Annotated in this window: 19 protein-coding genes; 12 read left to right on the forward strand and 7 right to left on the reverse strand. The window is 55.3% G+C overall.

The window, feature by feature from the left end:
- Positions 1-129: 129 nt before the first annotated feature.
- The 5 genes from mraY to H7846_RS06105 all read left to right on the forward strand — a co-directional run bounded on the left by mraY (position 130) and on the right by H7846_RS06105 (position 5,877).
- Complete coding sequence (mraY, locus tag H7846_RS06085) at positions 130-1,266, forward strand: phospho-N-acetylmuramoyl-pentapeptide-transferase (protein WP_186695599.1); 1,137 nt, start codon at positions 130-132, stop codon at positions 1,264-1,266.
- Positions 1,267-1,288: 22 nt separating this feature from the next.
- Positions 1,289-2,644 (forward strand): UDP-N-acetylmuramoyl-L-alanine--D-glutamate ligase, encoded by a 1,356-nt coding sequence (gene murD / locus H7846_RS06090; protein WP_186695600.1) that lies wholly within the window; start codon positions 1,289-1,291, stop codon positions 2,642-2,644.
- A gap of 19 nt (positions 2,645-2,663) precedes the next feature.
- A complete protein-coding gene (gene ftsW, locus H7846_RS06095) occupies positions 2,664-3,755 on the forward strand; it encodes a putative lipid II flippase FtsW (RefSeq protein ID WP_186695601.1) in 1,092 nt (363 codons plus the stop codon).
- Positions 3,742-4,839 carry an undecaprenyldiphospho-muramoylpentapeptide beta-N-acetylglucosaminyltransferase gene (gene murG, locus H7846_RS06100; protein WP_255460878.1) on the forward strand — a complete coding sequence of 366 codons (1,098 nt, stop codon included), beginning with the start codon at positions 3,742-3,744 and terminating at the stop codon, positions 4,837-4,839. The genes ftsW and murG overlap by 14 nt, the downstream gene beginning before the upstream one ends.
- A gap of 429 nt (positions 4,840-5,268) precedes the next feature.
- Positions 5,269-5,877, forward strand: coding sequence for a class I SAM-dependent methyltransferase (locus H7846_RS06105; RefSeq protein WP_186695602.1), 609 nt, complete (start codon positions 5,269-5,271; stop codon positions 5,875-5,877).
- A gap of 124 nt (positions 5,878-6,001) precedes the next feature.
- Here the strand turns inward: H7846_RS06105 and H7846_RS06110 are convergent, their stop codons facing one another.
- From H7846_RS06110 to ftsZ, 5 genes are all read right to left on the reverse strand, one after another.
- Positions 6,002-7,240 carry a hypothetical protein gene (locus H7846_RS06110; protein WP_186695603.1) on the reverse strand — a complete coding sequence of 413 codons (1,239 nt, stop codon included), beginning with the start codon at positions 7,238-7,240 and terminating at the stop codon, positions 6,002-6,004.
- A 602-nt stretch (positions 7,241-7,842) separates the two neighbouring features.
- On the reverse strand, positions 7,843-9,327 hold the full coding sequence (locus H7846_RS06115; RefSeq protein WP_186695604.1) for a sulfatase/phosphatase domain-containing protein: 1,485 nt from the start codon (positions 9,325-9,327) through the stop codon (positions 7,843-7,845).
- 304 nt (positions 9,328-9,631) lie between these two features.
- Positions 9,632-10,642 (reverse strand): YXWGXW repeat-containing protein, encoded by a 1,011-nt coding sequence (locus tag H7846_RS06120; protein ID WP_186695605.1) that lies wholly within the window; start codon positions 10,640-10,642, stop codon positions 9,632-9,634.
- A gap of 259 nt (positions 10,643-10,901) precedes the next feature.
- Positions 10,902-12,212: a penicillin-binding transpeptidase domain-containing protein gene (locus H7846_RS06125; RefSeq protein ID WP_370561359.1), complete on the reverse strand. Its 1,311-nt coding sequence runs from the start codon at positions 12,210-12,212 to the stop codon at positions 10,902-10,904.
- A 139-nt stretch (positions 12,213-12,351) separates the two neighbouring features.
- Positions 12,352-13,806, reverse strand: a complete 1,455-nt coding sequence (gene ftsZ / locus H7846_RS06130) for a cell division protein FtsZ (RefSeq protein ID WP_186695606.1) — start codon at positions 13,804-13,806, stop codon at positions 12,352-12,354.
- Between the two features lie 284 nt (positions 13,807-14,090).
- On the opposite strand from ftsZ, the gene H7846_RS06135 reads away from it, so the two are divergent.
- From H7846_RS06135 to H7846_RS06165, 7 genes are all read left to right on the forward strand, one after another.
- Positions 14,091-14,408 (forward strand): PadR family transcriptional regulator, encoded by a 318-nt coding sequence (locus H7846_RS06135; RefSeq protein ID WP_186695607.1) that lies wholly within the window; start codon positions 14,091-14,093, stop codon positions 14,406-14,408.
- Positions 14,405-15,085, forward strand: coding sequence for a hypothetical protein (locus tag H7846_RS06140; RefSeq protein ID WP_186695608.1), 681 nt, complete (start codon positions 14,405-14,407; stop codon positions 15,083-15,085). The genes H7846_RS06135 and H7846_RS06140 overlap by 4 nt, the downstream gene beginning before the upstream one ends.
- 145 nt (positions 15,086-15,230) lie before the next feature.
- Positions 15,231-16,130: an alpha/beta hydrolase-fold protein gene (locus H7846_RS06145; protein WP_186695609.1), complete on the forward strand. Its 900-nt coding sequence runs from the start codon at positions 15,231-15,233 to the stop codon at positions 16,128-16,130.
- Between the two features lie 139 nt (positions 16,131-16,269).
- Positions 16,270-16,848, forward strand: a complete 579-nt coding sequence (gene greB, locus H7846_RS06150; RefSeq protein WP_186695610.1) for a transcription elongation factor GreB — start codon at positions 16,270-16,272, stop codon at positions 16,846-16,848.
- A gap of 329 nt (positions 16,849-17,177) precedes the next feature.
- Positions 17,178-17,543 carry a YciI family protein gene (locus tag H7846_RS06155; RefSeq protein ID WP_186695611.1) on the forward strand — a complete coding sequence of 122 codons (366 nt, stop codon included), beginning with the start codon at positions 17,178-17,180 and terminating at the stop codon, positions 17,541-17,543.
- 14 nt (positions 17,544-17,557) lie between these two features.
- Positions 17,558-18,139, forward strand: coding sequence for a dihydrofolate reductase family protein (locus H7846_RS06160; protein WP_186695612.1), 582 nt, complete (start codon positions 17,558-17,560; stop codon positions 18,137-18,139).
- Between the two features lie 95 nt (positions 18,140-18,234).
- Positions 18,235-19,410: an SPL family radical SAM protein gene (locus H7846_RS06165; protein ID WP_186695613.1), complete on the forward strand. Its 1,176-nt coding sequence runs from the start codon at positions 18,235-18,237 to the stop codon at positions 19,408-19,410.
- Positions 19,411-19,431: 21 nt separating this feature from the next.
- On the opposite strand, the gene tsaE is transcribed toward H7846_RS06165, so the two are convergent.
- Together tsaE and H7846_RS06175 are read right to left on the reverse strand one after the other, a co-directional pair.
- Complete coding sequence (gene tsaE, locus H7846_RS06170; protein ID WP_255460879.1) at positions 19,432-19,872, reverse strand: tRNA (adenosine(37)-N6)-threonylcarbamoyltransferase complex ATPase subunit type 1 TsaE; 441 nt, start codon at positions 19,870-19,872, stop codon at positions 19,432-19,434.
- Between the two features lie 86 nt (positions 19,873-19,958).
- Positions 19,959-21,548: an NAD(P)H-hydrate dehydratase gene (locus tag H7846_RS06175; RefSeq protein ID WP_186695615.1), complete on the reverse strand. Its 1,590-nt coding sequence runs from the start codon at positions 21,546-21,548 to the stop codon at positions 19,959-19,961.
- Positions 21,549-21,553: the final 5 nt, after the last annotated feature.

The raw sequence follows: 21,553 nt of genomic DNA on the forward strand, positions 1-21,553 counted from the left end.
CTTGGTTCGGGGTGGAAAATCCTGAGGAAACAGGCGAAGTTAGCCTGTTAATATACCTCTAGCCTTGCGCTTGGTGCGTTGGCGATTTTATGTAGCTATTCTTGCGGATCTCACTCGAAGGCGGACGTTTTGCTCTATTGGCTGCTGTATCAGAAGCTCTTTCCATACTTTCGCCTGTTTCGCATCTTTCGTTATCTGACGTTTCGCACGGTCTTTGCCAGTCTGACGGCGCTCCTGATTGGCCTGCTGATTGGGCCGTACGTCATTGAGCGACTGCGCGAGTTCCAGATCGGCCAATATATCCGCGAAGAAGGGCCGCAGTCCCATCAGAAGAAGAGCGGCACGCCGACCATGGGCGGCGTGCTCATCTGCATCTCGATCCTTGTGCCCACGTTGCTCTGGTCTGATCTGTCGAATCCTTTCGTATGGCTGGTGATGCTCTCGACGCTTGCCTTTGGCGCCATTGGGTTTGCGGACGATTACATCAAAGTGGTGCACCGCAGGAACCTGGGTCTTACCGCTCGCGCAAAGCTCGGTCTACAGCTTCTGGCCAGCGCTGGGGTCGCGGTTGCTCTGTTGCAGCTCCAGGCTCACGGCAGCTACTCCACTCGCCTGCTGTTTCCTTTTCTCAAGCACTTCCGGCCCGATCTCGTATGGGAGTCACTCGGCCATATTCCGCATCTTCACTGGCTGGCGTTTATCCCGTTCGTCCTCTTCGTGATGATCGTGATCGCAGGCTCCAGCAATGCTGTGAACCTTACCGATGGACTCGATGGGTTGGCGATAGGCTGTACGATCATCGCAGCCGCCGCTTTAACGGTGCTCACCTATGTCAGCGGCCATGTTGTCTTCGCCGATTACCTCGAGCTACAGCGCATGCCTCTTGTCAGCGAACTGACCATCTTCTGCGGGGCCATGGTCGGAGCGAGTATAGGCTTCCTTTGGTACAACGCACATCCGGCGGAGATCTTCATGGGCGACGTTGGATCGCTCGCTCTGGGAGGTGCGATTGGCACAGTTGCTGTCGCGATTAAGCAGGAGCTGCTGCTGCCGTTCATCGGCGGAGTATTCATTCTCGAAGCTCTCAGCGTGATGCTTCAGGTTGGAAGCTATAAGCTGCGCAATGGAAAGCGCATCTTCAAGATGGCTCCGCTGCATCATCACTTCGAGCTTCTTGGATGGTCCGAATCGAAGGTGATCGCGCGGTTCTGGATTCTAGCGCTGATCTTTGCTTTGCTGGCGCTTACTACGTTGAAGCTGCGTTAATGGGTGTGGTCTGATGGAAGCCATGGAACTGAAGAATAAGCGCGTCTTAGTGGTGGGATTAGGGAAGTCGGGCATTGCCGCGGCGATGTTTCTGCGTCAGCAGGGAGCACAGGTTACAGTCAGCGATGCTCGTAGCGCGACGGCGCTTGCGAAGGAGATTCCTGCGTTGCTTGATGCAGGCATCATGGTCGAAGCCGGTGGGCATGGTCTGTTGACCTTTCGCCGCCAGGACCTGATTGTCATCTCTCCCGGCGTGCCGCTCGATACACCCGAGGTGAAGCAGGTGATCGGTTACGGGATGCCGGTCATTGGCGAGCTTGAGCTTGCCAGCCGCTTCCTTAAGGGGCGGATCGTCGCGATTACCGGCTCGAATGGCAAGACGACCACGACTACATTGATCGGCAAAATCCTTGCAGAGGCACAGCTTCTTACGCTGGTCGGCGGAAACATTGGGACGCCCGTAATTGACCTGATTCCTAAGAGCACTGACGAGACGATCGATGTACTCGAGGTTTCGAGCTTCCAGTTGGAGACGATTGAGCAGTTCCGTCCCTGGATTGCAGTTGTGCTTAATATCACGCCCGATCATCTGGATCGGCATGGCAGCTTTGAGAACTATGCGGCCATGAAGACTCGTATTACTGAGTTGCAACAGGCGGATGATTTTCTGATCCTGAACGCCGAGGATAAACCGACACAGATGGTTGCGGTCAAGACTAAGGCGCAGATCTTCTGGTTTTCTCCGCGTAGACCCATCAAGCAAGGGGCGTTTGTCCACGGTGAGAGCATCGTTTTCATCCCGCGTGAGGGCGCTAAAGCGGAGCCGATCATGCCGGTTGCGGAGATTCCGCTCAAAGGCTCGCACAATGTGGAGAACGTTCTGGCAGCGGTCTGCGCAGCTCGGCTTGCCGGGGTTCCGGCGGAAAAGATCCGCAGCGCGGTCACCAGCTTCAAGGCCGTTGAGCACAGGTTGGAATTTGTCCGCTCCCTTCATGGCGTGGAGTACTTCAACGACTCTAAGGCAACCAATGTCGATGCGACCATGAAGGCAATCGCAGCTTTCCCAGGCGGAGTTCACCTCATACTCGGCGGTAAGGATAAGGATTCGGATTACACCTTGTTGGTCCCTCTACTGCGCGAGCGGGTCAAAGCTGTTTACACGATTGGTTCTGCGGCAGAAAAGATTGAGCGTCAGCTTCATGGAGTCGTGAAGATGGTGGAAGCTGGCACGATGGACGCCGCCGTGCGCGAGGCGCAGAAGGTGGCGGTTGCTGGCGATGTTGTGCTGTTGGCTCCGGCCTGCTCGAGTTTCGATCAGTTTGAGAACTATGAGCATCGCGGCCGGGTCTTTCGGCAGATTGTGCAGGAGTTGAGCTGAAGTAGGGAAGTGAAGTGAGATGGCGAAGAGGGTAGGGGTCGATAAATGGCTCTTTGGAGTGGTGCTGCTGCTGGTCCTGTTCGGACTGGTGACAGTCTTTTCTGCTTCGGCTGTGATGGCGAAGTCGACCTTCGGCAGTCCTTATTACTTCATGATCCGGCAGGGACTCTGGGCCATCTCGGGCCTGGTTGCGCTTACTCTGCTGATGCAGGTGGATTATCGCCGCTATAACAATTCCAAGTTCGTCTACACCGCCGTTGCAGTCACCATGGTGCTGTTGATCGGCGTCTTCGCGATGCGCGACTCGCACAATACGCATCGTTGGTTCCGTTTCGGATTTGCGAGCTTTCAGCCCGCGGAGCTGGCCAAGCCGACACTGGTTCTGTTTCTTGCCTACTTCCTGCAGACGCGCATCCATAAGATGGATGACTGGAAGGGCACTGTTCTCAAGGCGGTGCTTCCTCCCATGATGTTTGTCGGGCTTATCCTCATGGAGCCTGACCTTGGCACAGCTATCGTTTGCGCTGCGGTCACTGCGCTGATGCTCTATCTTGCCGGGATGCAGGTGAAGTATCTGGGCTTCGGTCTGCTCGCTTCGGCCCCGGTTCTTTATTACATGCTCTTTCGTGTGCCCTGGCGCAGGGCGCGCATGCTGGCCTTTGTGAATCCTGAGGCTGATCCACGTGGCACAGGGTTCCATATTTTGCAGTCGCTCATTGCGGTTGGAACGGGAGGGCTGCGTGGACTTGGGCTGATGGAAGGCAGGCAGAAGCTCTTCTATCTGCCGGAGCCGCACACCGACTTTATCTTCGCGAATATCTGCGAAGAGCTAGGACTCATCGGGGCGTTGTTGGTCATCGCTCTCTTTGTGTTCCTCGGCTATCGCGGTCTGCGCGCAGCGTATCTTTCGACCGATCCCTTTGCTCGATTCCTTGCTTTTGGCCTTACTACGACGGTACTGATCCAGGCGTTCTTCAATATGAGCGTCGTTGTTGCCCTGCTTCCTACGAAGGGAATCACGTTACCGTTCATCTCTTTCGGTGGGACCTCTTTATTTGTCATGCTCGCCTGCATGGGGGTCCTGCTGAACGTTACTCGTGAGATCGACTAAGGTGGCCGCTGGGCTGCGAGTTCTGATTGCAGGAGGCGGGACCGGCGGCCATGTCGTTCCCGCATTGGCAATTGCGCGGGAGTTGCGAGATGCACACGGCGCGGAGGTTCGGTTTGTGGGAACCGCTCGCGGGTTAGAGACGCGACTTGTTCCTGAGGCAGGTTTTCCGCTCGAGCTGATCAAGGTTGGTCAATTGAAGAATGTCAGTCTTGCGACCCGAGTACGGACCTTATTTGATCTTCCTCTTGGCATCCTGCGATGCGTCGGGCTGCTGCGAAGTTTTCGGCCCGATGTGGTGATCGGGGTGGGTGGTTATGCTTCCGGTCCGGCGATGATGGCGGCGATCCTGTTGCGTGTGCCAACACTGGCCTTTGAGCCGAATGCGTTCCCTGGGTTGGCGAATCGCTTGGTTGGCAAGTACGTCAGCGCTGCTGCGGTGAATCTTACTGAAACAACGAAGTACTTCCACAACGCTCGTGTGACCGGAACTCCGGTACGGCCGGAGTTCTTTGCGATCCAGCCGAAGATACCAGGAGAGGGGAAACGGCTTCTGGTCTTCGGTGCGAGCCAGGGCGCGCGCGTGCTGAATGAGACGATGCCAAAGATCATGGAGCGTCTGTTTGAGGCGTTTCCTGATCTCACGGTGGTGCACCAGACCGGCGCTCGACATGCGGAGACGACCGTTGCGATTTATGAGCGCGAGAAGGTCGGCTTCGAACGCGTTCGAGTGACTCCTTATCTCGACGATATGGCGGCTCAGTTCGCTGCTGCCGACCTGATTCTGTGTCGCAGCGGGGCCAGCTCAGTCGCAGAGGTCGCGGCTGCAGGGCGGGCAGCGGTGCTGATTCCGTTTCCACAGGCGGCGGACGATCACCAGCGGAAGAATGCGGAAGCGTTTGTCGCTGCCGGAGCGGCGGAGCTGATCATCGAAGCCGAGCTTACTCCAGAGCGGTTGTTGCAGGTGCTCTCGGGGTTACTGGCCGACGACCGTCGGCGAGCAGAGATGGGGCAGCGAGCCAGAGCGCTGGCGCATCCAGATGCGGTTCGAGAGATTGCCGGAATGGCCGCCGACCTGGCTCGGTAAGGGAACCCCTCCCCCGTCAAAAGTGCGCAAAGTATTCAAAATACACAAGTTAGGTTTGTACTTCAAGTGCTTTTGAGTGGCGATCGTGAGGTTGTGTGCCTTCTCTGAACCTCTTCTTTAAGTGTAGCGGGAAGGCGAGGGGTAATCTGCATTTCTCTAGTGGATTTATCTCGTTTACTTTGTGTTGGATACGGAATTGAGAGGCTTGACAAATCTAGGAGATGTATTTTTGCATTTGGGGACTCTCGAAGGAAATCAGTCGCTTCACCCTTGGGCTCCGCTCCGGCCTTCGGCAGAGCGGAGGCCGCTTTCGCGGCGGCATTTATGGCACCCATTCGACTGCGCTCAGGGCAGGCTCTGAAGGCGTGCCCTTAACAGTTCGATTTCAATCAGCCAAGGCATACGATCAGCAACTGAGATGATGAAGGCATGGCATTGAGTATTCAAGAGCAGTTTGGGCATATTGATATTTACGTTTTCGATCAGATTCTGCGAGGAAATATCGCACCTGGAATGCGTGTTCTTGACGCTGGATGCGGATATGGTCGCAATCTGGTCCATCTACTGCGCGAAGGTTGCGAGATCTTTGCAATCGATCTGGACCGCGATGGTGTGGAGCACGTAAGACGGCTTTCCGCTTCGCTGGGAACCGGGCTTCCAGTAGAAAATTTTCAAATTGCTCCCATTGAACAGATACCCTTTCCAGATGCTTTTGCCGATGTTGTGATCTGTAACTCGGTACTTCACTTCGCTCGAGATGAGGAGCATTTCAGGGCGATGCTGGCGGAGTTATGGCGAGTTCTAAGACCTGGAGGAATGCTGTTCTGCCGCCTGGGCTCGAGGATTGGCATGGAGTTCGAGCGAGTACGGGGAGGTCGGTTTTTGGTGGGAGACGGTTCGGAGTGGTTCCTGGCAGATGAGGAAATGCTGATGGAACTCACGGAAGAGATGAACAGCGTACTTGTGGACCCATTGAAGACCACGATCGTACAAGACTACCGCTGCATGACGACCTGGGTTCAAAGGAAACAGCGCTAGATGTCTCTGCTTTAGTCATCACAAGGGCGTTTTAAGGGACTCGGCGGAAAAAGAATCAATAAGGGTGGTGGTCGGTGGGGATTCAGGTCATTTAATAGGGCTGCGCAGACGCCGTCTGACTGGTTTAGTAGGGGATAAAATTGCCCGCATTTGGATCTGGATAGCGGAGCCTGTCATTTTGTGCGATGCCTCGTTGCAGTTCAGCCCTGATCTCGGGAGTATCGGGGAGGATGAGGCAGCGCTCAAGATTTAATGGCTCCGGCTTCTTTTCGCCATGCATTGACAGAAGCAGGAAATGCTCTCCAGGAGTGAGGGGCGTCTCAATTTTCAATGGTGTGTATTCAAATTGACCGTAGTACCTGAAGGTACTAGTTATTACATCGATAGATTCGCCGGGGTTATATTCGGCAGAGCCTTTGAGAACGCTGTCTAGGCGCACGGTAGCTTTCTCATCCACCTCAATTAGTCGCTGCTCCTGAGATTCCCTTAAGGAAGTTACGCTGAATATCTGATCCGCTTCGCGACCGCGAGCGAAAATTGGAACACGGCACTCGACAGGAAGCACAGTTACCTTGGAGTTCACTTGATTTGCTGATCCAGGACGGTCGTCATAGAGATGCCAGCCTTCGGATGCGGGATAGATGTCCTCAAGATAGCGGCAGGGCATGAAATTCGTGAGGCAGGATAGATTGAAGGTAGTCAGCCAACGTATCTCCGATTCGGGAGCGTCCGGAACGAACGATACCCTTACCATGTTGCAAAAGGAGCAGCCTCCGGGACGGTTGTACGTATAGTACGGATGTTTGGCTAGCTGGTCGCTATAGGTGAGGAGATACTCGTCCGAGCTTAGGCGACTCGCGGCATGGCTGGTGGCGATGAGCGCGTATCCGTCATTCACGTGAAAAGAGGGAACCTGGTAGCTGAAGACAGCGCTCTTTCGCGCGACGATGGCGTCCTGAACGACGAAGGTCGTTCTCAATGTCGCAGGTCTGCTGGCGAGGAAACTGAAAGGAGTAAAGATGCGTGAGGCTGCTAGGACAATAGAGCTATTCTCCCACGCTCCATGAGGTAGTCGCTGTGCCATTCTTATCTCAGGACTCTGCAACTCGATGGTGTAGCGACAGAAAGAGGCGTTGCAGTCGCCCTGATAGTGTCCGTACTTACCCCATTTACGAGTGAGGTTTTCTGCTTCGGGCCACTTGGTTTGGCGGAGCTTTAGAGCTTGGAAATCGGCCATCATGTGCTCCGCCTGCCGCCTGAAGAGGTAGGTTTGAATGCGGAGAATGGCCGCAAGGAGAAGGAAAAGGACGATCACCGTTATGGCTGCGCGGCGAAGTATACGAACTGTAGTGGCCCATTTCATTGCGTTATCTAAGATCACACAATTGTTTCCTATCCGCATTAGAAAATATCGGATGGCGAGTTCAGCTTCGATATGCCGAGTTCACAGAGGCAGTGTGCGGTTCGCATCCCTGTCGGATCACGAGCGTATCGTCGGGAATCCGGAAGTTTCAAACTGATCGTAAGCACCGCGCCAGCCAAAGGCAGAGATTAGTCCCTTAAAGTCGGCTTGTGGGAAGTAACGAAGCAAGTTTCTCTCCATTCAGGGGTGCTCGATCAATCGATGTCAAAACCTGACCCTTTAGAGCGGAGCGAGCAAAGCGCCGCAGATCCTTCGACTTCGTTTGGCGTGCTCCAAACTCCGCTCAAGATGACACTTTGATCGTGCCAGGAATTTCTGGGACGGACAGGAGAATTAGAAATACAGGGATCCTTCGTCCTTCGGTTTATACCTCAGTCCTCAGAATGACGGCGAGGTAGTGGAAACGGCGCACGGTAAGAACGTAAACAGCAGATTCCTCCGCTTTCTGCCCCAGCGAGTAAACTCGCCGGGGACCTGTTCTCGATGGAATGACAACGAGAGAGAAATTGTCGGAAAAGCTTGTGCAATTTTTTTGACGAAACCTAAATCTTTTGCCGTTCCGGGACGCTGGAGCGCAGCGCTTCGAGACGCTGTTCCAGATGTGTCTGGATGGCAGCATGTTCGGGCTTGTTGTAGAGGTTGTTGCGTTCGCCGGGGTCGGCCTTCAGGTCGTAAAGCTCGCCCTCGCTGGGGTTCATGACATAGCGAATGAGCTTGTACTGTTCGGTTCGGATTCCACGATGAGGCGCGACCTTCTCCGGGTTGGGCCACTCGTAATACTCGTAGTACCACTCCTTGCGGAAGCCGGGATCAGCGTTGGCAGAGAGAGGGATCATGCTCTTGCCTTGCATGTGTTTCGGCGTGGGAATACCGGCGATGTCGAGCAGCGTTGGAGCGATGTCGATGTCGAGAACCATTTCGTCGCGCACGGTGCCCGGTTTAATGCGCTCGGGATAACGAACCATCATGGGAACGCGCAGAGAAGGCTCGTGCATGAGGCGCTTGTCGAAGAGACGCCACTCGCCGAGGAAGTATCCGTGGTCGGAGGTGTGGAGGACGGCGGTGTCGTCGAGGATGCCCTTCTTTTCGAGATTGTTGAGGACGCGGCCGATGTTCTCGTCAACGGCGACGAGTCCGGCGTAGTAGTCCTTCGACATGCCTTCGAGCGAGCCGCAGGCAACGTGAGAGTTTGTGGTGCCGATTTTGTTTTCGGCGTCGATGAAGCTTTGTGGCTTGCCGGGATAACCTTTGAGGTCATCATCGAAGGTTGCAGGCTTGGGAATCGGAGTGCCGTTGTAGAGATCGAGATGGCGGCGGGGGCGGAAGAAGGGTTCATGCGGAGCGACGAACCAGACGAGAAGGCAGAAGGGCTTGTCGCCGCGATCCTGATCGAGCCACTCGAGTGCCTTGTCGGTGGTGAGGTCGTCGGGATAGACGGCATGATATTGCTTCTCGGGGCCGACGACTCCGTTACGCCCTTCTTTGAAGAAGGGATTTTCATAGTTATTGCCGGGATCGTTGTGGCCGAAGTAGTAGTCCCAGTTACGCTCTTCGACGCCGTTGTGCATGTGAACCTTGCCGAGGATAGCGATCTCGTAGCCGGCCTGCTTGAGAAGGTCGGTGAAGAGAGGAATGTCGGCGGGCAGTGGCTGGCGAAGATGTTCGTTGGAGAGGGCTCCAGTAGAACGGGAGTACATGCCAGTGAGAGCAGAGGCGCGGGCGGGAGCGCAGAGCGCATTGGTGCAGAAGGCGTTGGTGAAGCGCATTCCTTCTTTGCCGATTCGGTCGTGGTTCGGAGTCTTCAGAATCGAATGTCCTGCGATGGAGAGAGCATCGGCACGCTGGCCTTCGCCAAGGAAGTAGACGATGTTGGGACGCTTCGTCGTTGCCTGTGCAGCGTGAGCCGAGGGGATGCCGGTGGCGAGAGTGCCTGCGACGGCGAGCGCGCCTTGCAGGAAGTCTCGGCGGGTGGCCTTTCCTCCTTCGGAAAGAGATTCTTCAGGTGTGATCGGCTCGGACTTCGACATGCATTCTCCTTGAGGGGATGATTCGTGTGTTCCTTCAGTGTAGAGAAAATAGCGGGCCGACTGATGCGTTTTTGTGCATAGTGCACGAGACGATAAGGGTTTCGTATGCGAAAACGCAGATCCTTCCCCATTCGACTCGCTATGCTCGCTCAGGGTAGGCTCTTCGCTTGCGCTTCGCTCAGGATGACATTTTTCTATGTCGCAAATTTTTGGATGCAAAGCGAAAAATTAGAAATACAAAGAAAAACGGGCTGAGATTTTGATCTCAGCCCGTTTGAATCACAAGGCAGATTGCTGGTTGTGTTTATCGGTGACCGCCACCACCATGGCCGCTGCCACCGCCGTGGAAACCACCACCGCCGCCGCCATGGAATCCGCCACCACCGCCGCCGCCGTGGAATCCACCGCCGCTGTAACCGCCACGGGGCGCGCTGCTGAAGCCGCCACTATTGCCACGGAAGCTACCGGAGTTGCCGCCGAAGCTGGGGCGTGCCTGGTTGCTGGCGTATCCACCACGGTTTCCATAGCCCTGTGACGGGCTGGAGAAACTGCGGTTGTTATAGTTCTGCGAAGGAGCCGAGCCGCGGTTGAAGTTCTGGCCGTTGTTGCCAAAGTTATGTTGCGAACCGGTCGTGCCGCGGAAGTTATTGCGGTCGAAGGAACCACGGGAACCACGCGTTGCGGAGACATTGGTGAATCCGTTGCGGGTTCCCGAGGCGTAGTTGTTGCCACGGTTATTGAAGTACGACCCGCGATTTCCGGCGTAGTTATTGCCGCGGTTGACCCAGCTTGAACCTCCAGGGCGTCCGTCAAAGTGGCCGGCATAAGGACGGTTATAGACGTAACCGCCACGATAGCCAGGGCCGAAGCGGTTATAGCAACGGTTGTACCAGAAGTGTCCTCCACCCCAGTATCCGCCGTAGAAACCTACACCGAAGTAGCCGAAGCCATAGTTGACTCCGCCGTAGTAACCGACAGTGGGACCCCAGTAACCGGCGTTCCAGAAGTATCCGCTGGAGCCATATCCCCAGTAGCCGGGGGTCCAGAGCGCACCGACGTAGGGAGGAAGCACCCAGGCGCCGTCGACCCACTCATAGCCTTCGCCAGTCCAGGCCCAATAACCGGGGGTCCAAATGTAGCCGTCACCCGGCATTGCGGGCTGAGCATATACAGGGATTACGGGTGGAGCGATTGCAACAGAGACGAAGACTCGAGCGTGTGCGGTCGCAGGAGTTAGAAACGCTGCGCCAGTAAAGAAGGCCGCCCCTAAAATGCCAGCGCCTACAACGTTGCGAATTTTATCGGAGAGGTTCATTGCCTACCTTCGCCGAGGATTCTTCGTTTTTGCCCGACCGGGCTGGGCTTCGAGAATCACCAGCTGAGGTTCCTGCCCGCTTTGCGGATCAGGCACTCGATCTATTAGACCCGATTTTTTGAAGTTCGTTGCACAAATATGAATGAGGATTCAGTGCCAGAGAATTTGTAGGAAAGGAAAGACCTTATTTTGTGTCTCATAGGCAAAAAGATGCCCTGCCTAGGAGGCAGAGCATCGGATGATTTGGGATGGAAAGAAGCTAGTCTGCTCCCCCTAATGCTCCTACAGTCTGTTGCGACTTTGGCTGGAAGTAGCTCTTATCCCAGAGTGCGCGATAAAACTGCCCGGTGAGCTCGGCAGCCTTCGGGCCAAAGGTGGGACGCCCACCTTCGAGGAAGAAGACGGTTACCAGTCTTCCATTGGGAGTGTCGGCGTACGAGCCGAACCAGCCGAATCGTGTTCCATTGTTGGAGCAGGTTCCGGTTTTACCCATGACGGGGAACTCGCTGAAGCTGGTACGCAGCGAACGTGCTGTGCCGTACATGACTGCGCCCTGCATTCCATCCACAATCTCAGGAATCAGAGGCGCGATATTCAGTTGACGCTTTACGCGTGGCTGGAAGGTCGCGATGTCGATGGAGCTTTCAGGATGTTGCAGATAGTAGAGCGTTCCCCCATTGGCGATGGCGGAAACGATGGCTCCCAGTTGCAGGGGAGTCATGGAGACGCTTTCGCCAAAGGAGCACATTCTTCCTACGCCGCCGAGCTTCGCGGGCAGTTCTTCGTCCGGGTAGATGCCGAGTTGTTCGCCCTGAATGTGATAGCCCGCCAATTCACCGAGACCGAATTCATTAGCGTAGTGTTTGACCCGTTCGAATCCAAGGGTCCGGCCCAGGGTTTCGAAATAGGCGTTGTTCGAGTGAGCCAGCGCATCGGTGAGATTCATGCGGTAGCGTCCGCCCAGGTTGACCGGCGTATCCCGCTTGATGATTCCTTCTTCCAGGGCTGCGAGGGCGACGGTGAGCTTGATGGTGGAGCAGGGCTCCGCGCCCCGCGAGAGCGCAAGCTTCTGGTTCACCATGGCGAGGATGCGTCCGTTCGAGGGATCGATAGCGAGCGCGGTGCCGTTCATGTTGCCCAGAGCTTCAATCAGAGCTGCCCGAACGTTTGAATCTTCCCCCTCGGTTACATCGCCGAGCGTTAGATTGTCGGCGTAGGAACTGGCGGAGAAGTGCTCATAGTAGCGCGTCCGCCGGACTGCAAGCTTCGTTCGTGTCCCATGGCGTCGGCTGGAGGCTGTCGTTTTGACTGCAACCTTTTTCTTCGAAGTGACCTTACTTGTGGAAGTGACCTTACTTGTGGAAGTGACCTTACTTGTGGCGGCCTTCGTTTTAGCTGTGGTGCGCGAGGTTTGCTTTGTGGCAACGCGCGATCGTCCACCGACGGCATGCGCTGTCCCCGAGGATTGATGTTTCGCAGACCGCGACGAGGTCGTCGCCGTTGCCTCTCCTCCGGAACCTACAACCAGGCCCAGAAGGACTCCGCCCAAGATCCTGACCCAATTCGACACCAGGAGCTCCTTCTTAATCAGAAACAGAATGTGCAATCAAGTTGCCAAAGATGCAGGCAAAAATCTGGGAACAAACTCACCGATCCGTTATTCCCGTCCTGCAAACATGCTACCGTGCCCCGCTTTTTGCTGTGGGGCTTTAATGACTACGCCTTAGAAAGGCTGGAATATCAAGCTCATCCGACTCTGCGGGATCGGGCTGCGCTGCGGCGCTAAACGGAACACGAGCAGCGGCTTCGACGGCCGGACCATCCACTTGGACGTTTTCAGCAGTTGAAAAGTAAGCACTTTCCCGCACTCCAGTTTCGACCCGAGTCGGTTCTTCGAGGGGACGTGGAACCGCCCTGACCGGGGTGGCCTGGAAAAAGTCGTCGTCGAAGACAGAGGCAGGCACAGGGACCAGCTCTGGTGCTTTTGCCTGGGGCTCGGGTGTAAAGGCTATCTCTTTCGGTTCGGCTGCAAGCGGTCTTGGTTCTGGTTTTGCGGGCTCTTCGCTGAGAAACTTCGGCATGGTGGGACGGGAAACAGAGATGCGGGGTTCGATCGGCATCTCGTAACGGACTGTGGGGAGGGTCGCCTCGGCCAGCATCCTTTCACGGCGCGCAGGCATCTCCTGTTGCTTGAATCCTGTGGCGATGACGGTGATCTTTACCTCTTCACCCATCGACTCATCCTGAACGGCACCGAAGATGATGTTCGCGTCTTCATGCGCGGCGTTTTGGATGATCGTCGAGGCTTCGTTGACCTCGTTGAGTTTCAGACTGCTCGATCCGGTAATGTTGATCAGAATGCCTCTAGCTCCATCGATTGCACCAGATTCCAGAAGAGGAGAGGCCATCGCAGCCATGGCTGCTTCTACGGCGCGATTCTGTCCCGCACGCACGGCTGTACCCATGACGGCATAGCCCATTCCGGCCATCGTCGTCTTGACGTCGGCAAAGTCGCGGTTGATCACGCCGGGGATGGTGATGATGTCTGAGATGCCCTGAACGCCCTGCCGCAAGACATCGTCGGCAATGCGGAAGCTTTCGAAGAAGCCCGCGTCTTTCGCGACTGCCAGCAACTTCTCGTTGGGGATGACGATGACGGTATCGACGGATTCGAGCAGTTCCTGCAGGCCGCGTTCGGCCTGCGTCATACGGCGCTTGCCTTCAAAGCCAAAGGGCCGGGTGACTACGGCGACAGTCAAGGCACCCATTTCGCTGGCAAGCGAGGCAATCACAGGAGCTGCACCGGTACCGGTTCCTCCGCCCAGGCCGGCGGTAACGAAGACCATGTCCGCGCCTTCGAGAGCCTCGATGATTTTGTCGGAATCTTCCAGTGCAGCTCGTCGACCTACATCGGGATTTGCGCCTGCTCCCAGACCGCTGGTGAGCTTGACGCCAAGCTGCAATTTCACAGGAGCGAGCGATGTCGTGAGAGCCTGCACGTCCGTATTCGCCGCGATAAACTCGACGCCTTCGACCTTGGCCGCGATCATACGGTTCACGGCGTTATTTCCGCCTCCACCGACGCCGATGACCTTGATCTTCGCGCCACGGGGAACTTCGTCGTGATAGTGGATACGGATATCGTCTTCAGGCAGATTCGACATAAGATGCAGTGCTCCTTCGTTACCAATTCTCACATCATCGCAGTCGCAAAACATCCGCGTTTTCCACCCCCCGTACCATCGTTGGTTCAGCCAGGAGAGGATGATTTGTTTTCAGGTCGTTGAGGCGACCTTTTCTTCGATAGAACGACTCCTCCTTCGGAAGGGGGAGGGAGAGGCAGCAAAAGTTTTCCTGAGGGGGCGTTGTCGGAAATAAAAACGGAATTAGGGCGCAGCTGATTTTAGAGTTGACGTGTGTGTAGAATTAGTTCTACATTGCAGAGGTAATGGCGATTGGAGAATTTGAGTATCTGCTGCTCGCAGTTGCGAGTTCCTTGGGGGAGGATGCTTATGGTGCATCGATCCGGAAGCGACTGATGGCCTATGGATACCCGCGATCCGTTGGAGCGATACAGACTGGTCTTGACCGGTTAGAGAAGAAGGGTCTCATTACAACTCGACTGGGAGAACCCACTGCGGAACGCGGAGGCCGAGCCAAGAGAATGGTCCAAGTTACGACAGCAGGCACGAAGGCAGCCGTTGAGTTTTACGACATGATTCACACTGCCAGCTGTGGTGTGCAGTGGATGGAGAACATGCGGTGAACCGATTTCTGTTTTCGCTAGTTCGGCTATTACCCCCTTCTGACCGCGAAGTGGTGTTAGGTGATCTATGCGAATGCGAGGCAACAAAAACAGAAATCTTCCTCAATCTCTCCGAGTTGGTCTTGCTACGCACTTTACAGCCATATGCTGATTGGAGAGTGTGGGCCTGCCTGGGACTTATACCGTTTCTCGCAATGCTCCATATGGGAATCGGCATTGCATTGGCAACCCAGTTCCGGCATTGGCACATGAGCAATTACGGCGGCACATCGCCATTCCTAGCAGAAGTCTTCCGTTTGAGCCTCCTATTATTAACAACTTCTGTGACATCGAGCATGTCAGCTGTTTTGATGGCTCGTCGTACGCCAATTGTATTGTTGTTTGCAGCCCTGTTGCCGACCATGCTTTGTTTTTATCAATACCATCAAGCTGTTGGAGCTTCATCCTTCTGCATACTTTTCTTTCTACTGCCAGCAATTGGTGGGGTATGGCTTGCTTTCCGAAGGCTACATCCGTGGTTTCTCTGGTTCACGACGGCCGCTCTCTTCCTGGCTCTCGTGACGGATCCGCGTCTCGCCAATAACAGATCGACATTGCTCAACGCGTCTCTTCTGATGTTGCCCGCACTCTACTGCTCGTTCACGCTGAATTATCGAGGCCGCAATGCTCCTGCATAACGGAATACACAGGCTGCCAACGCTCCTGGTTCTAGTGTTTGCCTGTCACTTTGCTTTCGCACTCGATGAGGGGACTGTTATTGAGCGGCAGATCCAATCGACGAGTTTGAAGCAAAACAAGATTGGTACCGACACTGTAAGAAGATTGGCGATTTACCTGCCACCCGGTTATGAAGTCTCCCATCAGCGATATCCCGTAATCTATGTTCTTCAAAACGGAAGCTATCGTGGGGATTTCGATCAGCATCACGCATCCGCGGTCTTCGATCAGGCGATTGCGAAAGATGTCATTCCCCCTTCCATTGTCGTTGCGGCGGATTTCTCCACGCCATTGGGACCTTCCTGGTACGTGAATTCACCTATAACAGGCAATTGGGACGACTTCGCTGTTAAGGAACTCGTGCCATATGTCGATGCGAATTTTCGTACGCTGACCAGCAGGTCTTCACGAGCCATTATCGGTAGCTACTTAGGTGGATATGGGGCCCTTCGATTGGGCATATTGCATCCTGATATTTTCGGTACCGTTTATGCCATGCATCCAGTAGGAACAGGTTCCGGTGTTCAGGTGTTTACTGCTCGCCCAGATTGGGCGCTGCTTATGAGTGCGATGTCAATCGATCAGGTAAAGAATGCAGGATTCTCAACTCTTTTTCTCACGATGTTTCAGGCTTTTCTTCCGAACGAGACCAATGCTCCTCTGTATGCCGATCTTCCAATGAAGGGCTCGTCCGGCTCTTATGCTGTCGACACAGAGCGAATGAAGATATTGCGATCACGGTTCTTCATCTCGGAGCTTGTTCCTCAACATCTTGAACAAATCAAAGAGCTGGGAGCCATCAAGATGGACTGGTCACGAAACGATGCGATTTATGACCATATTTATTCGAACCAGGCGTTTACCCATCTTCTTAACGAATATGGAATCGAACACGAAGCCGAGGAATTCAATGGAGTGGGTGATCCATACTGGGGAAAGCAGTCAAGAATGCTGAAAGAAGTCTTGCCGTTTCTCGCGGAACATTTGCAAACCGATTCGAAATAATACGATTCGTGCAAACTAAGAACATGCTTTTCACATTTGATTGACCATAAGCAGATTTATCGGTATCAGTTGGAAGTCATTTTCGGATTAGTATCGATAGACGCCGATCGATCAAATCGCGCTTAGAGAGGACCGCAGGATGCGAAAAGGATTCACGAGGCGACCGAAAGCAGAGGCGCCGACGGTGAACCACGACAAAAACTACATCACTCCAGGCGGAATCGAACGCCTGAAAGCTGAGCGCCACTTTTTGCTCACCCGGGATCGCCCGGCCGTAGTGGAGGTCGTAGCGTGGGCTGCAGGCAACGGGGATCGTAGTGAGAACGCCGACTATCAGTACAGCAAGCGGCGACTACGTCAGATCGATGGACGAGTTCGCTTTCTGACCAAGCGAATCGAAGCCGCGGAGGTGGTCGATCCGGAAGCCCCGAGAACGGGGCAGCGGGCGACAAGGGCGTTTTTTGGAGCCACCGTGCGCTTTGCGAATGTCGCGGGGGCAGAGCGAGTGGTGAGCATCGTCGGCACAGATGAAGTCAATCTCGACCGCAACCACATCAGTTGGGCTTCCCCCCTGGGGCGCGCATTAATGAAAGCGGCAGAGGACGACGAAGTGGTTCTTCATGCGCCGGGCGGCACTGAAGTCCTAACCGTGCTGGAAGTACGGTACGAGCGCATCTCCGTAGAACCGTTCCGCGAACCACCTGAGTCCGAAGTCTAGATCAAGCGACGATAAACACCGTTGTCGCCATAATGAATTACTGATTACCGAGATAGATATCGCCAATTCCGGACCCCTTGTGGGGATTATCAGGCCAACTATGAACCTGATGGCGGAATTTTCGAAATGGCTGGAGACGGACGAAGAGGTTCTTTTCTCTTGGGAATAACGAAGTCTGTCAGGTGCTCCTGTGAACTGCATGAAGCTGCGGCCAGAACTAAAAACATTCCAAAATAATCTTTCGTTTGTCGAATTCCGGTCTGGCCGTTCGTTGTATTAGTGAAGGCCGGATAAGTGATCCGCCTGAAAGATCATTTATAGGAGAAGCCATGCCGCAATATCTGGTTGCGATTCATCATCCCGACAACTATGACCCGTCCGTGGAAACGGAAGAGATGGGCCGCGATATCGATGTGCTCAACGAAGAGATGAATGCTGCTGGTGCCAGGTTTTTTGCCGGGGGCCTGCAATCGGCTCTCCGCGCGAAATCATTACGTAAGCAGTCCGGTGGAGAGGTGCTTATTACCGATGGACCCTACCTTGAGACCAAGGAACACATTGGCGGTTTTTGGATCCTCCAGTGCGCCAATATGGATGAGGCCGTGGCGTGGGGGCGCAAAGCCGTTGTCGCCTGCCGTTCATCGGTCGAGGTGCGCGAGTTCCACTTCCGTCCACAGAATGATAGCCGGGCTTAGAAAAGGAGACTCAAATGAGAAAGCTCAAAATCATCGAACACATCTCTTTGGATGGCGTAATCCAGCACTCCGCTGATGACAACGATTTTCCCTACAGCGACTGGACCGCGCCCTATCGGACCCCCGCTGGCAGAGATGCCGTCCTCGCAGCGCATGGCGGAAATTTCGATCTGCTGCTTGGCCGCCGCACCTACGATTCCTGGTCGGTCTACTGGCCGAAGGTGCCGAGCAGTCCTCTGTCTGACGGCCTCAACGCAGCGAAGAAATACATCGCAACCCATCGACCGGAAAGCCTTGAATGGGGCCCGTTCGAGGGCCTTGGACCGGACATCGTCGAGGGAGTTCATCGCATCAAGTCGCAGGACGGTCCGGACCTAATCCTATGGGGTAGTTCAACGCTGGTATCAGTGTTGCTCGAACGTGGGCTCGCGGATGAAGTCCTGCTGCTTGTCTATCCGGTTCTACTTGGCACGGGCAAGCGCTTTTTTGCGGAGGGAACGCCGGCACGCTCCTTCGAACTCATCAGCACGAAAGCAATGCCGTCCGGCATCGTCCTCAATCACTACAAGGTCGCCGGACCTTTGAAAACCACATAGATTAAAGCCCGTACTATGAGCACTATAGCCTGTTGAGAACTTCCCCTTGACCTTGGGAAAAAGCAGGGCTAGGCTCGTTATATCAAGGCGAATAAATGGCGAAAATACTCAACACCGCTGAGCCACTTTTTCCCATCCTGAATCAGCCCTCCGCCAGGTTGCTTACAGGAATCGCCCGACACGCCTTCGAGGCGACACATGCGGATGACGGCCACCTGATTGAGTTCCGTGCTCTCAAGGTGCGCAGCATCCTCAGCCGTGTCGCCTCGAAGCGCTTAAACTGGATGGCCTGGGGGATCAATCCCTATCGCGGGTGTGAGTTTGCCTGCCGCTATTGCTACGCCCGTTATACCCACGAATTCATGGCTCCGGCACCGGGACAGCCTCAGCCGGTAGGACAGCCTGATTTTCGTGATCCCATTACCTTCGAGCGCCTCATCTTCCTTAAGCAGAACGCCGCCTGGCTTTTGGAACAGGAGCTACGCCGTCATCATCCGGCTGACCATATCGCAATCGGAACCGCCACCGATCCATGGCAGCCAATCGAACGTCGCGCCCGCATCACCCGCAGTCTGCTGGAGGTCTTCGGCCGCCATGCAGGCTACAACATTGGAATCGTCACTAAGTCTCGTCTCATTCTCCGCGACACGGACCTGTTACAAGAGATCAATCGACGTAACCGTCTCACCGTTCACATCACCATCACAACGCCGGATGCGGAACTTGCGCGCAAGCTGGAGCCGCGCGCTCCTCGACCCGATCTTCGCCTGGATACGGTTCGCCGCCTTCGCCAGGCGGGTATCGCCACGGGAATTCTCTGCTCGCCGCTGCTGCCGGGAATTACCGACACCGAAGAGGCCATCGATCGCATGGCCCGGCACGCAGCTGAAGCTAACGCGAGTTTCTTTGCTGCGAGTCCGCTGTTTCTTAAGCCGTGCTCCCGTCCTACCTATCTGAGCTTTGTTCGGGAGCACTTTCCTCATCTTGAAGCGGACTATCATCGCCGGTTCGATCATGCCGACTTTGCTTCGCGGAATTATGCACAACACCTGAGCCGGATCGTTGCAGAGGCGCGTGAACGTTACGGACTCAATCGCCGTTGGAGAGATGATCCCGAGGAGTCGAGTGAGTCAGACAACATTTCACTGTTCGCTCAGAACACTTCTTCCGCGGTAGATCCACGTCCTCGTGATCCCGCGCTCCAGGCACCGCCGCTACGGAAGTCAGCGATGTCTGCCAGGGTGGCTACGCAACAACGTCTCTTCGCCTGAGGCTTTCGGTCATTACGTCTGTCAATTCCAGCGCACACGCATCTCGCGCTCGTCACCGCCATTTTCGCCATGTGCCATCGCAATCTCGGCGTCCATCCGTGAGACGATGCTCTCGAAGCGCTCCCCCCATTCGACCAGGACCAAAGCATCCGGCTCGGAGATCATCTCTTCCAGCCCAAGTGTGGCCAACTCACGCTCGGTTTCCAGACGATACAGATCGAGATGGTAGATCTTTACCTTTGGTCCGTTGTATTCATGCACCAGCGTAAAGGTGGGTGAGGTGACATCTTCTTCGGTGGCGGCACCGAGAGAAGCCGCGATTCCTTTGACCAGGGTTGTCTTTCCTGTACCGAGTTCGCCTCGCAACACCACCAGCTTTGGTGTAGGTAAAAGAATTTCAGCGATCCTTTCAGCGAGTGCCAGCGTGCCCGTGACGCTGCGGGTACGGAATCTCTTTTCCAACGAAAACTCTTTAGTCAATATTTATCCTTATTGATCATTTATCTTTATTTATCCTTCTTCTTTCGGACACTTTTATCTTTCTTCCCTCAGCGTAGCCCGCAGATCCAGACCAACCCATCCTCGTCCTTTACGCGATAGCGGAAGGCATTCGAGAGATGCATCACTGTGTCGGTTGCCAGCACGGTGTGCTCGTCCATCTCCCGTACTGCGAAGTCTGCCGCGAGGCCATGCAGATAGACCGCTGTTTCAACTGCATGTGCTACATCATCAGGATATTGCGCCAGCATTGCAGCAACGATTCCTGTCAGGATATCGCCGCTTCCTCCCTTGGACATGGCCGGGTTTCCTGTTGTGTTCACGGCGATTCGCCCATCGGGATGCGCAACTAATGTTCTCCAGCCTTTGAGCACCAGCGTCAGCTTGTGTTCGGTTGCGAATTTGCGCGCCAGGCTGATGCGGTCGGCTTCGACGTCCTTCACGGTCAGTCCGGCGAGTCGCGCCATCTCTCCGGGATGGGGCGTCAGCACCAGCGTTCTGCCAGCTCCATTCAGCAGTTCATCTTTTCCGTCGAATGCATTCAGTCCATCGGCGTCGATCACGATGGGCAGCGTCGTCTTCTCCAGCAGCTCTCGCGCTACGGCACTTGCTTCGCCTCGCTGCGAGAGTCCAGGGCCGACGGCGAGTACGGTCATCCGCTGGAGTAGTTCTTCCAGCTGAGAACCTTCAACGTTCGATAGCGCGACTGCGCCGTCGGAGCCCTCCTCCAGGGGTTTCAGCATTAGCTCGGGCGCGATTCCGGCGACCAGATCGGCAACTGACTTCGGAACCGCGGCGGTCACCAACCCAGCTCCAGTTCTGAGCGCAGCCAGCGAGGACATCGCGGGAGCACCAGCGGTTCCATAACTTCCACCGACGATCAGCACGTGACCGTACTTTCCTTTGTTGGAGTTTGGGCTGCGAGGCTTCTCTGCAATTGCTTTTGAACTGCCCGTCCAGTGCAGTCCATCGCCTGCGGGGATCGCTTCTTCAGGGGAACCGATGTTGGCGACGACAACAGGACCCGTGGTCATATATCCGAAGACGTGGGCGAGTTTAGGAGCCGTAAACGTCACGACCGCATCTGCACGGAAAGCACCTTCGACTGTCTGATTGGTCGAGTCGGCGTCCCATCCGCTTGGAAGATCGACTGCAACTACGGGCACGTTGCTCTGATTTATCCAATCCCGCGCTACTGCGGCGAGGTTGCGTAGAGGGGGGCGGAATCCTGTGCCGACGACTGCATCGAGCAAAAGATCGGCAGGATTTAATTTGAGTTCTACGAAGGTTTGCTGCAATGCTGCTTTGTCGTCGATCTCGTAGATGGGAACCTTTGTCTCTGCGCGCAGACGGGCCATCGCGTCAGAGGCTTCTCCCTTGATGGCATCGATTTTTCCGAGCAGTACAACCTGGGTCTTGAGCCCCGCCTGTGCCAGCACACGTGCCGCGACGACGCCATCGCCACCGTTGTTTCCTTTTCCGCAGAGTGCAACTACGCGTCGCGTCTGAGGGAACCTGCGTTGCACGAAGGTCGCCACCGCATGGCCTGCGGCTTCCATTAGCGCGCTAAGAGGTGTCCCGAACTCCTCGGCGGTTCTCCGGTCCACCTGGCCCATCTCTGCCGCGGTAAGAACTCTCATTATCT

Origin of the sequence: Edaphobacter sp. 4G125, from assembly GCF_014274685.1 — a bacterium.
GTDB lineage: Bacteria > Acidobacteriota > Terriglobia > Terriglobales > Acidobacteriaceae > Edaphobacter.

Bases quoted from the DNA above. Each gene is read 5' to 3' on its own strand.
- ftsZ (WP_186695606.1), bottom strand. From the start codon at position 13,806: ATGTCGAATCTGCCTGAAGACGATATCCGTATCCACTATCACGACGAA.
- H7846_RS06165 (WP_186695613.1), top strand. From the start codon at position 18,235: ATGGCGAAAATACTCAACACCGCTGAGCCACTTTTTCCCATCCTGAAT.
- H7846_RS06120 (WP_186695605.1), bottom strand. From the start codon at position 10,642: ATGAACCTCTCCGATAAAATTCGCAACGTTGTAGGCGCTGGCATTTTA.
- H7846_RS06105 (WP_186695602.1), top strand. From the start codon at position 5,269: ATGGCATTGAGTATTCAAGAGCAGTTTGGGCATATTGATATTTACGTT.
- H7846_RS06135 (WP_186695607.1), top strand. From the start codon at position 14,091: ATGGCGATTGGAGAATTTGAGTATCTGCTGCTCGCAGTTGCGAGTTCC.
- ftsW (WP_186695601.1), top strand. From the start codon at position 2,664: ATGGCGAAGAGGGTAGGGGTCGATAAATGGCTCTTTGGAGTGGTGCTG.
- greB (WP_186695610.1), top strand. From the start codon at position 16,270: ATGCGAAAAGGATTCACGAGGCGACCGAAAGCAGAGGCGCCGACGGTG.
- H7846_RS06110 (WP_186695603.1), bottom strand. From the start codon at position 7,240: ATGAAATGGGCCACTACAGTTCGTATACTTCGCCGCGCAGCCATAACG.
- H7846_RS06175 (WP_186695615.1), bottom strand. From the start codon at position 21,548: ATGAGAGTTCTTACCGCGGCAGAGATGGGCCAGGTGGACCGGAGAACC.
- murD (WP_186695600.1), top strand. From the start codon at position 1,289: ATGGAACTGAAGAATAAGCGCGTCTTAGTGGTGGGATTAGGGAAGTCG.
- H7846_RS06115 (WP_186695604.1), bottom strand. From the start codon at position 9,327: ATGTCGAAGTCCGAGCCGATCACACCTGAAGAATCTCTTTCCGAAGGA.
- H7846_RS06155 (WP_186695611.1), top strand. From the start codon at position 17,178: ATGCCGCAATATCTGGTTGCGATTCATCATCCCGACAACTATGACCCG.
- H7846_RS06160 (WP_186695612.1), top strand. From the start codon at position 17,558: ATGAGAAAGCTCAAAATCATCGAACACATCTCTTTGGATGGCGTAATC.